Origin of the sequence: Streptomyces sp. NPDC057950 (assembly GCF_042887295.1) — a bacterium.
Taxonomy (GTDB): Bacteria; Actinomycetota; Actinomycetes; order Streptomycetales; family Streptomycetaceae; genus Streptomyces; species Streptomyces kaempferi.
On sequence record NZ_JBHVPP010000040.1, the window covers coordinates 37,139 to 48,517 of the forward strand.

At 71.8% G+C, this 11,379-nt stretch carries 11 protein-coding genes and 1 tRNA gene; 5 read left to right on the forward strand and 7 right to left on the reverse strand.

The genetic code is table 11. The features are described 5' to 3' along the window. Positions 1 to 6 precede the first annotated feature (6 nt). The 4 genes from ACFVTC_RS41235 to ACFVTC_RS41250 all read right to left on the reverse strand — a co-directional run bounded on the left by ACFVTC_RS41235 (position 7) and on the right by ACFVTC_RS41250 (position 3,212). Entirely contained in the window at positions 7 to 1,551 is a 1,545-nt protein-coding gene (locus ACFVTC_RS41235) for a Stp1/IreP family PP2C-type Ser/Thr phosphatase (RefSeq protein ID WP_390134768.1), read from the reverse strand. Between the two features lie 128 nt (positions 1,552 to 1,679). Beyond that, the gene (locus ACFVTC_RS41240; RefSeq protein ID WP_168529076.1) at positions 1,680 to 2,207 is read right to left on the reverse strand and encodes an FHA domain-containing protein; all 528 of its coding nucleotides are present in this window, start codon (positions 2,205 to 2,207) and stop codon (positions 1,680 to 1,682) included. A 10-nt stretch (positions 2,208 to 2,217) separates the two neighbouring features. After that, positions 2,218 to 3,081, reverse strand: a complete 864-nt coding sequence (locus ACFVTC_RS41245) for an FhaA domain-containing protein (RefSeq protein ID WP_390134770.1) — start codon at positions 3,079 to 3,081, stop codon at positions 2,218 to 2,220. After that, complete coding sequence (locus ACFVTC_RS41250; RefSeq protein WP_168529077.1) at positions 3,069 to 3,212, reverse strand: hypothetical protein; 144 nt, start codon at positions 3,210 to 3,212, stop codon at positions 3,069 to 3,071. The genes ACFVTC_RS41245 and ACFVTC_RS41250 overlap by 13 nt, the downstream gene beginning before the upstream one ends. A 414-nt stretch (positions 3,213 to 3,626) precedes the next feature. On the opposite strand from ACFVTC_RS41250, the gene ACFVTC_RS41255 reads away from it, so the two are divergent. Continuing rightward, a tRNA-Leu gene (locus ACFVTC_RS41255) sits at positions 3,627 to 3,713 on the forward strand. Between the two features lie 125 nt (positions 3,714 to 3,838). On the opposite strand, the gene ACFVTC_RS41260 is transcribed toward ACFVTC_RS41255, so the two are convergent. Then, positions 3,839 to 5,131, reverse strand: a complete 1,293-nt coding sequence (locus ACFVTC_RS41260) for a hypothetical protein (protein ID WP_390134772.1) — start codon at positions 5,129 to 5,131, stop codon at positions 3,839 to 3,841. Between the two features lie 309 nt (positions 5,132 to 5,440). On the opposite strand from ACFVTC_RS41260, the gene ACFVTC_RS41265 reads away from it, so the two are divergent. Then, entirely contained in the window at positions 5,441 to 6,097 is a 657-nt protein-coding gene (locus tag ACFVTC_RS41265; protein WP_390134773.1) for a TetR family transcriptional regulator, read from the forward strand. 568 nt (positions 6,098 to 6,665) lie between these two features. Here ACFVTC_RS41265 and ACFVTC_RS41270 read toward each other — a convergent pair. Together ACFVTC_RS41270 and ACFVTC_RS41275 are read right to left on the reverse strand one after the other, a co-directional pair. Then, positions 6,666 to 7,292 carry a ScbR family autoregulator-binding transcription factor gene (locus ACFVTC_RS41270; RefSeq protein ID WP_390134775.1) on the reverse strand — a complete coding sequence of 209 codons (627 nt, stop codon included), beginning with the start codon at positions 7,290 to 7,292 and terminating at the stop codon, positions 6,666 to 6,668. Positions 7,293 to 7,519: 227 nt separating this feature from the next. Then, positions 7,520 to 8,314: a response regulator transcription factor gene (locus ACFVTC_RS41275; protein WP_390134776.1), complete on the reverse strand. Its 795-nt coding sequence runs from the start codon at positions 8,312 to 8,314 to the stop codon at positions 7,520 to 7,522. 473 nt (positions 8,315 to 8,787) lie between these two features. Here ACFVTC_RS41275 and ACFVTC_RS41280 point away from each other — a divergent pair, with 473 nt between their 5' ends. The 3 genes from ACFVTC_RS41280 to ACFVTC_RS41290 all read left to right on the forward strand — a co-directional run. Next, positions 8,788 to 9,822, forward strand: coding sequence for a ScbA/BarX family gamma-butyrolactone biosynthesis protein (locus tag ACFVTC_RS41280; protein ID WP_390134777.1), 1,035 nt, complete (start codon positions 8,788 to 8,790; stop codon positions 9,820 to 9,822). 55 nt (positions 9,823 to 9,877) lie between these two features. After that, the gene (locus ACFVTC_RS41285) at positions 9,878 to 10,801 is read left to right on the forward strand and encodes an NAD-dependent epimerase/dehydratase family protein (RefSeq protein ID WP_390134779.1); all 924 of its coding nucleotides are present in this window, start codon (positions 9,878 to 9,880) and stop codon (positions 10,799 to 10,801) included. A gap of 410 nt (positions 10,802 to 11,211) precedes the next feature. Further along, the coding region (locus tag ACFVTC_RS41290) for a biotin carboxylase N-terminal domain-containing protein (protein ID WP_390134781.1) at positions 11,212 to 11,379 on the forward strand (168 nt) is incomplete at its 3' end.

The window sequence follows — 11,379 nt, forward strand, 5'->3', positions numbered from 1 at the left end:
GGCTTCTTACTGCTTACCGCACAGCGAGACCAGCTTCTGCTCCTCGTCGGAGAGGCTGGGGCCGGGTGTGGGAGTAGGTGCGGTCTTGGACGGGTTCGACGACGGTGAACTCGACGAGTTCGGGGTCGGCGTCGGACTGGACGTGGCCTTGGACGTCAGCGAGGTGGTTGTGGTTCCCGTGGTCCCACCTGCCTCGCCCACACCGGCCTTTGCGTTGTTCTGCGTTCCGGCGGAGCGCCGCTCGGAGTCCTTCTTGCACGCGGACGCCTGCACGGCGAGCTCGTCGATCTTGGACCGGGCGTCGCTGAGACCGCCCTCCGCGATGGTCGCCTTGACCTGCTTCTGCTGATACGGCGGCAGGTACTTGAGTTCGATCTCGGGGTGGTCCTTCGCCACCTTCGAGAGCGAGACCCAGGCGAGGTCCTGGCTGATGCCGCGGTACAGCGCGACGTGCTGCCCGTTGCTGCCGACGTAGTACTGCGTCTGCGTCCACCGGTAGCCGCCGTACGCGCCGCCGCCGATGACGGCGAGCGCGAGCACGGAATAGAAGGATCTCTTCAGCCACCTGCGTCCGCGGCGCGGCTTGACGAAGTCCTCGTCCGAGTAGTCGGCGAAGCCGCCGGTGGGGGCGTAGCCGTCGGCCTCGCCGCTGCCGGGCGGCCCGAACTCGCCGCCACCGCCCTGTCCGGGCACCGGACGGCCGAGACCGGAGGCGCGGCCCGCGGGGGTCTGCATGGCGCCGTTGTCGTGAAGCTGGTGCTGGTTCTCGGCGACCGCGCCCACCACGACGGGGGTGTCGGAGAGCTGTGCGGCGAGGGTGTCGCCGGAGTCGATGTCGAGGACGTCGGCGACGATGACGGTGATGTTGTCCGGGCCGCCGCCGCGCAGTGCGAGCTCGATGAGGTTCTGGACGGTCTCCTGGGGGCCCTGGTAGCTGGCGAGGGTGTCCTCCATCGTCTGGTGCGAGACGACGCCGGACAGTCCGTCGGAGCAGATCAGGTAGCGGTCGCCGGCGCGGACCTCGCGGATGGAGAGGTCGGGCTCGACGTGGTCGCCGCTGCCCAGCGCGCGCATCAGCAGGGAGCGCTGCGGGTGGGTGGTGGCTTCTTCCTCGGTGATGCGGCCCTCGTCGACGAGGCGCTGCACCCAGGTGTGGTCCTGGGTGATCTGCGTGAGGACGCCGTCCCGGAGCAGATAGGCGCGGGAGTCGCCGACGTGCACGAGGCCGAGGCGCTGGCCCGTCCACAGGAGCGCGGTGAGGGTGGTCCCCATGCCCTCCAGCTGGGGGTCCTCCTCGACCATCATCCTGAGCTGGTCGTTGGCACGCTGTACGGCGGTGCCGAGCGAGGTGAGGATGTCGGAGCCGGGCACGTCGTCGTCGAGCGCCACGATGGTGGAGATCACCTCGGAGGAGGCGACCTCACCGGCGGCCTGGCCGCCCATTCCGTCGGCGATCGCGAGCAGCCGGGGACCGGCGTAACCGGAGTCCTCGTTGCCCTCGCGGATCATGCCTTTGTGCGATCCGGCGGCGAAGCGCAGTGACAGACTCATGCGCACCTCGCCCGTCGGCTCCGGGTACATCCGCACGGTGCCCACCCTCCGGTCGGGAGCGCGCCGGGGTCCTTCGGCTGGACCGCCGCTGCGTGCTCGCTCCGCTCGCGCTCATTCATGACGTGGCACTACTTCCGCAGCTCGATGACGGTCTTGCCGATGCGGATCGGCGCACCCAGCGGGATCGGCGTGGGAGTCGTCAGTCGGCTCCGGTCGAGATACGTGCCGTTGGTGGAGCCGAGATCCTCGACGATCCACTGGCCGTCCCGGTCCGGGTAGATCCTGGCATGACGGCTGGACGCGTAGTCGTCGTCCAGCACGATGGTGCTGTCGTGCGCGCGGCCGAGCGTGATGGTCTGCCCCTGGAGCGCGACCGTCGTGCCCGTGAGCGTGCCCTCGGAGACGACGAGTTTGCTGGGGGCGCCGCGGCGCTGGCGGCCGCCGCCGCTCGGCGGCGCCTGCTGCTGGCGCTGCGGCGGTGGCGCCGCAGCCTGGCGTGCGGCCTGTTGCGGCCTGGCGGCGTCCCTGCGCGAGCCGCGCTGTGTGACACGCGTTCCGAACAGGTCGCTGCGGATGACCTGCACGGCCACGATCACGAACAGCCACAGTACGGCCAGGAAACCCAGCCGCATGACCGTGAGGGTCAGCTCTGACATTGCCCCCGCTTCACCCTTCGGCTTGCCGGTAAATGATGGTGGTGCTGCCCACGACGATCCGCGAGCCGTCGCGGAGCGTAGCGCGGGTGGTGTGCTGCCCGTCCACCACGATGCCGTTGGTGGACCCGAGATCCTGGATCGTCGAGGGCGTTCCGGTCCGGATCTCACAGTGCCGGCGGGATACGCCGGGGTCGTCGATCCGCACGTCGGCTTCGGTGCTGCGGCCCAGCACCAGCGTCGGGCGGGAGATCTGATGGCGGGCGCCGTTGATCTCGATCCAGTGCCGTGTGCGGCCACCGCTCGCCGGTCCGGCGGCCGCGCCGGGCCGCTGGCCCATGGGCGAGGGACCCGGGCGTCCGGGCGGTGGCGCGGACGGCATGGGCGGAGCGGCCGCCGGCGGGTAGCCGTACCCGCCCTGGCCCCCCTGGCCGCCGCCCTGGCCGCGCGGGGACGCCGGAGCGGGGCCCGCGGGGGCGCGATCGGGCGCCTGCTGGTCGGTGGAGGAGGCGAGCGTACGGCTGCGTACCCGGTACAGGCCGGTGTCGAGGTCGTCCGCCTTCTCCAGGTGGACCTTGATGGGGCCCATGAACGTGTAGCGCTGCTGCTTGGCGTAGTCGCGGACCATCCCGGCGAGCTCGTCGCCGAGCTGGCCCGCGTAGGGGCTGAGGCGCTCGAAGTCCGGTGTGCTCAGCTCCACGATGAAGTCGTTCGGTACGACGGTCCGCTCGCGGTTCCAGATCGTGGCGTTGTTGTCGCACTCGCGCTGCAGCGCTCCGGCGATCTCCACGGGCTGGACCTCGGACTTGAACACCTTGGCGAAGGTGCCGTTGACCAGACCTTCGAGACGCTGCTCGAATTTCTTCAGGACTCCCATGGGGCACCTCCTCCTTCGTAGCCGTCCTGGTACTGCGTGCTGCCTGTGCCGTACTGCGCACGGCCCGCCGCGTCGTACGGTCGGCCGCTGTCGCGCTGGTCGTGCTGGTACTGCTTACTGATCGTATCCACGCGCCGGGAAATCGGCTGGTTCCCCCTGTCGGCTCGGTCGACGGGTTGTCGACGCCTTCCGAAGTCCCCTCCCGAGGTTCCCTGCGAGGCACCTTTTCGAACTCTTCCCTGCACTACTCCTGCCAAGGATCGTAGAGGCGGCCCGGGACCAGTGTCCCGCACCCGACTGTGCACGCTGTCCTGCTCCTGGGGAGATGGCCTGGACCGGTACGAGGTTGATACGTGAACCGGTTCTCGTCGATACGTGCGACGGAGCCGACGTGCTCGGGCCCGTCGCACGGGGCGTCGCGCGGGCCCCAGGGGCACCGGGGCCGCTCGGAAAGCGATGTGAATCCGCCCCTGCCACCGTGCTAATCTTCTGCATGTCGGAAGGCGGTCGCACCACACGGTGGGGCGCCGGAGGACACACCCAATGCGCGGGTGGCGGAATAGGCAGACGCGCTGGATTCAGGTTCCAGTGCCCGAAAGGGCGTGGGGGTTCAACTCCCCCCTCGCGCACCAGTGAAGAGGGCCCGTCGTGATCACGACGGGCCCTCTTCCGTATGCCCGTGACCGGGGTGGATCCGGGCGGCCCCGGTCGGAGTGTGTTCTGTCTCTCAATTTTCCCCGGGCCCCCGGGCGAGGTCTCAGGGGTGCCGGCGCAGGGGGAGATGGATCTCCAGGAGCGTGCCGGTGGGGGTGCCCGGAGTGACGCGCGTACGGCCGCCGAGGTCGTCGATCCGGTCGGTCAGGGAGCGCAGCGCCTCGGTGGAGCCGGCCGCGGGTCCGTGGCCGTCGTCGGCCACCTTCGCGTAGAGCCAGCGTCTGGTGACGCGTACGACGGTGTCCACGCGCAGTGCGCCCGAGCGGGCCAGGCGGTCGCGCAGGGCCTCGCGCAGGGCGAGGAAGACCTCCTCCCGGTACCGCTCGGAGAGGGTCCGCTCGTCCCCCACCACCTCGACGGAGGTCCGGATGCCGAGGCCGGCGTGCGGGCGGGGGCCCGCGAGGAAGGCCTCCAGGGCCTCGCGCAGGGGCGGCAGGGCGGCGCGGTGGCGCAGGCCGCCGATGAGCGCCTGGTTGTGCCGGTCCGCCTCGGCCAACGCCTGCCGCGCTGCGGCGAGATGAGAGGCCAGGTGGGAGGCGGGGGGCTGCGAGGAGGCGGGGGGCTGCGAGGAGGCGGGGGGCCGCGAGGCGGCGGGGGAGCCGGGGGACGAGGGCGGGGCCAGGGTCGCGCGTGTGCCGGAGGCGTCGGAGATCGCCGCGGTCGGTGTGGCCTTCGTGGCGGCGGGCGTCGTGGCGGCCTCGAGGCCGAGGCGGGCCGTGGACAGAGCGCCGCCCAGTTCGTCTCGGAGCTGCCGGGCCAGTCTGCGCCGCTCACCGCGGCCGTCGTCGCCGCACCACACGCCCTCCCCCGCGTCCCGGAGCACCTCGCCGAGGCGCCGGACGACCGCGACCGCGCGCGGCAGCGCGCTCTCCCGGTGCGTGATGCCGTGCTCGAGGACGTGCAGCAGGGCGCACTCCAGGAGCAGCGCGACGGCGGCCGCCACCTGGTGGGGGGAGGCCGAGGGCGGGGCCACGGGGGCGGGCGGATCGTCCGCGGCGGGGGGTGCGGACGAGGCCGGGGCCGTTTCCGCGGCGCGCACCAGGACGGTACGGGCGAACTCCGTCAGCGTGCCGCGCAGCGCCGGCACCTCCGCCTCTGCGGGGGTGAGTACGTCGGGCAGCCGGGCGGCGAAGCGGGCGAGGACGGTGTCGGTCTCCCAGGTCCCCAGGGCGTCGCAGGCCGGGCCGGTGGCGGGGCCGTGGCGCGGTGACATCCGGGACGCCGCACGGACCAGGCCCTCGTGCAGGGCCTCGCCGAATCCGCTGCCGGCGACCGGTACGCCGCCGGGAACGGAGACGGCCGGAGGGACGGGGGCGGGGGCGGTCGTGCTGCTCATCGGACTCCTCAACGCTCGGGTGACGCTCGGGTGCCGGGGGCGCCGTGGCCCTCGTCAACGTAACAAACAGACTTGTCTGATTGTCAAGGGTCGGCGAGGGTTCCGGGCGCGTGGTGCCCACGGGATCGCGCTTCCGTCAAGGGTCCGGTCATGGCCAAGAGCAGCGGGTTGTATGGGGATTGGATGGAGGTCTGTGTTCACAGGGCTGTCAACCAAAACAGGCATGGTTGTATGATTCCGGTTGTCGCCGGCGCCCACGGGCACCCGCGCTCCTTCATGCCAAGCGCAGGAATAGGCAGGTGCAGCCTGATGCAGACTCGGTCCGAACAGACCCGTCAGGCTCTCGTCCGTGCCGCGGCGGAACTGATAGCGAACGGCCGGCTCGCCGATGCGGGGCTGGTCAACATCTGCCGCCGGGCCGGAGTGAGCCGGGGGGCTCTCTACCACCACTTCTCCTCCATCGCGGAGTTGAACGCCGCCGTCTACGAGCAGGCGCACGACCGGGTCGTCGCGCTCATGGACGAGGCCTTCGGGGGCGGCCCCGCGCAGGACGCCCCAGAGCGCCTCCTGATCGCCTTCTGCGAGGCCCTGCGGACGGAGGAACTCGTCCGGGCCGGAATCCAGTTGGCGGTGGACGGGTCGGCGGGGCCGCCCCGGCTGCGCGACGACGTGCTGACCCTCGTACGCGGGCGTGTGGCCGACACGCACCGGGACGCCGTGCCGGCGCCGGAGGACCTCGCCGACCTCGCGGTGGTGGTGGCCGCGGGGCTGGAGACCCTGGGGCACACGGATGCCGAGTGGTGGGACGCCAGGACGTCCAAGAGGCTGTGGGCGCTGTTGCGGCCGTTGTTCTCGGTGGCAGCCGTCGGGGGCGCCGGTGCGGTGAGCGCCATCGGAGCGGGGGGCGCGGGGGGTGCGGTGGGTACGGAGGGGGCCGGGCGGCGGGGGGAGGCGGAGCGGGTTTGAGGTGCGGCGGTGGGTCGCGTCCGGCCTGGACGGCGCCGTGGCGGGACGCACCCGTGCCGTGCGGCGGTGTGCGTGGCACGGGGCAGCTGTCCTGCGCGGCCGGGTGGCGGGGCGCGCCTGGTCCGGGAGGGGCGCGGTGAGGTGTGCCGGAGCGGGCCGGATCGCGGATCGGTGGCCTTCCGTCCGGGGCGAGTCGTGTGTGCCGTGGGTACGGAGGGGCCCGGGATGTCGGCGTGGCCCGTGCGTCGGTGCCCCGGTGCGGATCAGGGGCGAAACGAGGCGAGGCGCCGGCGGTGCCGTACGGGCGGGGAGCGTGGCAGCCGTCCACGGGGTCCACGGGGTCCACGGGGTCCACGGGGTCCACGGGGTCCATGGGGTCCATGGGGTCCATGGGGTCCATGGGGACGCGAGGACGAGGGTGTCAGGGGCGCTGGTCGCGTTCCGGGCGTCCGGAGGCGGCGCGCGGTCGGGTTCCGGGTCCGGGCGGCGGCTTGGGGGCGCCTGACCGCTCGGCGGGGGTCCGGCCGGGTCAGCCGGTCCGGCGGGGTGCCGCGGGGCGCGGCCGCGCTCAGACGTCCTCGGACTCGGGCTGAGCGGTCATGGTGGTGCGCAGACGGCCGAGCAGGCCGGGAGTGGCCAGGCCGGGCAGCACGAAACGCCAGAACGCGCCGATGCGGTCGGGCAGGTCCTCACGGTTGGTGTACACCTGCGACATCAACTGCAGCCCGGTGAAGGCGCCGACGATGGTCGAGGTGGCTTCCTGGATGTCCACGCCGGGCAGGATCTCGCCCTGCTCCTCGGCCTGCCGCAGCAGCGCCAGGATCGCCGCGCCGGACTGCTCGTACGCGGTCTGCGGCGGGCGGGAGAAGGACGTCTGCTCGACCGCGAGCCGCACACTCGCGCGCAGCACCGGGTCGCGCTGGAGGCGCTGGGCGAACTCCAGGGTCAGGTCGATGACGGCCTGGAGCTTCACCGCCCGGTCCGGCACCACGAGTGCTTCGCTGTGCGCGGTCACCAGGGCCACGGCGATCGCTTCCTTGGAGGGGAAGTGGTGGTACAGCGCGCCTCGGGTGAGACCCGTCCGGGCCAGGATGTCGTTGGTGCTCGCCGCGTCGTAGCCGCGCTCGTCGAACACGCGGGCCGCGGACTCCAGGATCGAGTGCCTCGACCTCGTTCCGCGCTCTTGTGTGGCCATGCCAGGTCCTTGCTCTCGCCCGCTCAAATTTTACCGACTGGTCTGTATTGTATCGGCAAGGCGGCACGCCGCCAGAGGGCGGAAGTACTTGGTTCCGGTTCGGCTCGGTCCGGCTCGGTTTTCGGTCGGTCCGGGTGTGGCTCTCCAGCGTTCCTCCGGCGGTCCTCGAGCGGGTCGTGCGGGGCGGTCCCGGGGCGCCCCGGGCGGTCGCGGACGACCGCCCGGGACTACGGACGGCCGAGCCGGAAGCCGACCCCGCGGACGGTGATGATCCAGCCGCTCGAACCGAGCTTGCCGCGCAGGCTGCTGACGTGGGTGTCGATGGTGCGGCCGCGGTGGGACCAGGTGTCGTCCCAGACCTGTGCCATGAGCTGGCGGCGCGGCATCACGGTGCCGGGCTGCGAGGCCAGCAGGTGCAGCAGGTCGAACTCCTTGCGGGTCAGGTCCACCGGCTCCCCGTCCAGCGTGGCCACCCGGGTGCCCACGTCGATGCGCAGCGGCCCGTGGGTGATGACCTGGGCGGACGCCGGCTGCTGGCGTACCCGGCGCATCACCGCCTCCATCCGTGCCAGCAGTTCGCGGAAACCGTAGGGCTTGACCAGGTAGTCGTCGGATCCGGCCTGCAGTCCGAGCACGCGGTCGAGCTCCGAGCCGCGCGCGGTGACGGCGATGACCGGGGTGTCGCAGACCGCCCGGATGCCCCGGCACACCTCCAGCCCGTCCAGGTCGGGCAGGTCGAGGTCGAGCAGCAGGAGATCGGCGTCGCGGTGCGCCTGGAGCGCCTTGGTGCCGGTGGCCACGCTCTGCGCGGCGTACCCCTGCCGCAAAAGGCCCTGGACGAGGGAGTCGGCGGCCCTGGCGTCGTTCTCCACGACCAGGACGCGCAGGGCTCCGGCCGGCGGGCCGGGGTGGTTGGTGGCAGCGTGTGCGGCAACCGGCCGCCCGGGGTGGGGAATCGTGGGGCGGTGCGGGAGATTGCGCTGCGATCGGACGTCGAGTAGATCCACGGCTTGCCGATTCATCTGCTCCTCCTGAGGCACAGTCTCGTCAGCACGGAACGGACTGCTGAACGCTCACCTTGAGGACGATAGCAAACAGACTTGTCTGATTGTCAACGCGTTCTCCGTCCCCCGCGCGTCGGTCCGCGTCCTTCGCCAGAAGTCCTTGCTGACCTGCTTGGACGTGCGGTTCCTGGCCAATTCGAGGTCGCGTGTCCAGGAGGTCCGCAGGGGATGGCGAGCCCGGTCCGGTCGGGCCTCGGGACTCTAACCATGCAGGTCTGCACGGTTTCGAGGGAGCGAGGTCGCAAGTGGCGCGATCGTGTCGTACCCGCCGGTAATGACGGCCTGAACCTAGAGGGATACTAAAGCTTTACTTGAAGAACCGAACAGACATGTCTGTATCTTGTGCGAGCAAGAGAACGTCGGCCACGGGGGGTGGCTGCCGACAGTGCGGAGTGCTGCCCCCTGCTCGGAAACAGACAGGAGTGCCGTACATGTCGTACACCACCTCCACCCGTGTGTCCGTCGAAAGCGACGTCGCGACGGTGGCCACGAGGGCCCCGCGAACCACCACGAGGACGCCGCAGCCCCGGCTGACCACGACGGTTCCGCGCGAGTACGTGCACCGCGCCGCCGTGTCCGAAGTGCTCCTGACCGGCTGGGAGGCCGCCGCCGCGCCCGCCGGACCCGCCGGGCCCGACCGCTCCGACGTCTTCGCGGTCAGCGCCCAATGGCCGCGCAGCCACTCGTTCTTCACCCAGTCCGGCGGCTATCAGGACCCGATGCTGCTGATCGAGTCCGTCCGCCAGATCGGCTCCCTGCTCGCGCACGCCGAGTTCGGCGTCCCCTTCGGGCACCAGTTCCTGATGTGGGACATGTCGTTCAGCACCGTTCCCGAACTCCTCGTCGCGGACGCCGTGCCCACCGAGGTCGAACTGCGCACCGTCTGCCGCGACATCGTCCGCCGGGGCCGTGTGCTCGGCGGTATGCGCTACGACGTCACCGTGCTGCGTGACGGGAAGGCCCTGGCCACCGGGGGCGCCGCGTTCAGCTGCACCAGCCCGGCCGTCCACCGCAGGCTGCGGGCCGGCCGCCCCACCACCACCGACCGCGTCGTGCCGCCGGGGATCGATCCCGCCGCCGTGGGCCACTCCGGCGACCACCATGTGCTGCTCGCCGAGCCCGGGTCCGGGTCCGGGGCGGCGCCCGGCGCCGGCGACCGCTGGGAACTGCGCGTCGACACCGCCCATCCCACCTTCTTCGACCATCCCGTCGACCACATACCGGGCATGGTCCTGCTGGAGGCGGCCCGGCAGGCCGCCCTCGTCGCGACGGGCATGCCCGACGCCCTGCTGCTGGGCCTCAAGAGCAACTTCGCGCGCTACGCCGAGTTCGACGCCCCGTGCTGGATCGAACCGCGGGTCGAACCGCACGGCACCGACGGCGGCGTACTGGTGCGGGTGCGCGGCACGCAGCACGCTGAGACGGTCTTCACCGCCGAGCTCGTCCTGAGCCCGCGTGGACGCTGAACCCGTACACCGTCCGGGCCCCTTGGCGAGCGTCCCATCCCGAGGAGAGTGTTCCGTGCCCACCCTTCTGATCACCGGCGCGGCCGGCTTCGTCGGCAGCCATGTCGCCCGCGAGGCGGGGCGGCGGCGGGCCGAGTTGAGGCTGATGTCGCACCGCAGTCCCCTGCCGGGCTCCGGCCCCCGGGTCGTACGGGCCGACCTGAGTGAACCCGCGTCCCTGCGCGGGGTGTGCGAGGGCGTCGACGTCCTGATCCACTGCGCCTCGCGCATCGGTGGAGACGTCGAGGCCAACGAGGCCGTCAACGCCCGTGGTACGGCGGCCCTCGTCGAGGAGGCACGCGGCGCGGGGGTCGCGCGCATCGTCCAGCTCAGCACCGCTTCCGTCTACGGCCGCGGTACCTTCCGCGGCGGCCGGCCCGGGGAGCTGACGCGCCGCCCCGGCTCGCCCACCTCCCGTACCCGGGCGCAGGCCGAGGACGCCGTTCTCGCGGCCGGCGGCATCGTCCTGCGGCCGCACCTGGTGTACGGGGAGGGCGACACGTGGGTGGTTCCGGGACTGGCCCGGCTGCTGTCCACGCTGCCGGGCACCGTGGACGGCTGGCCCTCGCGGACGTCGATGATCGCGGTGTCCGAGCTGGCCGGTCTGCTGGTGGCGACCGCGCTGGCCCCGGCCGCCGACCTGACGGCCTCCGTGTATCACGCGGCCCACCCGGAGCCCGTCCCGGTGGACGCCCTGCTGCGCGCGGTGGCCGCCTGCGCCGGCATCGACCGGCCGGACCGGGATCTGACCGCCGACCAGGCTCGGGCGGCCCTTGAGGAACGCGGCGTACCGGCGTCGGGGCTCGACATGTTCATCACCGACCACGTCTTCGACAGCGCCCCGCTCTGGTCCGATCTGCGCCGTGCTCCCGGCCCGGGGTTCGACACCGATTTCGCGCAGGCGGAGCCCTGGTACCGCAAGGTCCTGCGTTCCGGCTGAGAGTCCCCGCGCTCCGGCCGACAGTCCCCGCACTCCGCCTGGAAGTGCCCGCGCACCGCCCGGAAGTTTCCGTACTCCGCCCGAAAGCGCTCGCACTCCGTCTCGAGGTCCCCCTACCGCGACCCTCTCGGTTCCCGCACCCCGGCCGGCGCTACCTCCGGCGGCCCGGAAAATCTGCGGGAAGGCCGAAAGCATCTCCACGGAATACTGCATTCCTTCCCTTTCCGGACCCGACGGTTCCGACCGTCGGGTCCGGTTCTTTGACGGAAGCCTGACCTTTTTCTTTCGTCTTCCGCAAACTGCTGCCCCGGGTCTGCGGATTCTGACCCAGTTCTGCAACGGACCGTATTGAAGGGGGGTGCGCGCTCGAACAGTGTTGGGGCTCCGAGCGGAGTCAGGGGAGGTTCATCGTGCGCAAGGTGCTCATCGCCAACCGTGGCGAAATCGCTGTCCGCGTGGCCCGGGCGTGCCGGGATGCCGGGGTCGCGAGCGTTGCCGTGTATGCGGAACCGGACCGGGACGCTGTGCATGTCCGAGCGGCGGACGAGGCGTTCGCGCTGGGCGGTGACACTCCGGCC

What these genes read in the sequence shown, in the direction of transcription:
- ACFVTC_RS41235 (WP_390134768.1), bottom strand. Translation starts at nt 1,551, where the DNA reads ATGAGTCTGTCACTGCGCTTCGCCGCCGGATCGCACAAAGGCATGATC.
- ACFVTC_RS41240 (WP_168529076.1), bottom strand. Translation starts at nt 2,207, where the DNA reads ATGTCAGAGCTGACCCTCACGGTCATGCGGCTGGGTTTCCTGGCCGTA.
- ACFVTC_RS41245 (WP_390134770.1), bottom strand. Translation starts at nt 3,081, where the DNA reads ATGGGAGTCCTGAAGAAATTCGAGCAGCGTCTCGAAGGTCTGGTCAAC.
- ACFVTC_RS41260 (WP_390134772.1), bottom strand. Translation starts at nt 5,131, where the DNA reads ATGAGCAGCACGACCGCCCCCGCCCCCGTCCCTCCGGCCGTCTCCGTT.
- ACFVTC_RS41265 (WP_390134773.1), top strand. Translation starts at nt 5,441, where the DNA reads ATGCAGACTCGGTCCGAACAGACCCGTCAGGCTCTCGTCCGTGCCGCG.
- ACFVTC_RS41270 (WP_390134775.1), bottom strand. Translation starts at nt 7,292, where the DNA reads ATGGCCACACAAGAGCGCGGAACGAGGTCGAGGCACTCGATCCTGGAG.
- ACFVTC_RS41275 (WP_390134776.1), bottom strand. Translation starts at nt 8,314, where the DNA reads ATGAATCGGCAAGCCGTGGATCTACTCGACGTCCGATCGCAGCGCAAT.
- ACFVTC_RS41280 (WP_390134777.1), top strand. Translation starts at nt 8,788, where the DNA reads ATGTCGTACACCACCTCCACCCGTGTGTCCGTCGAAAGCGACGTCGCG.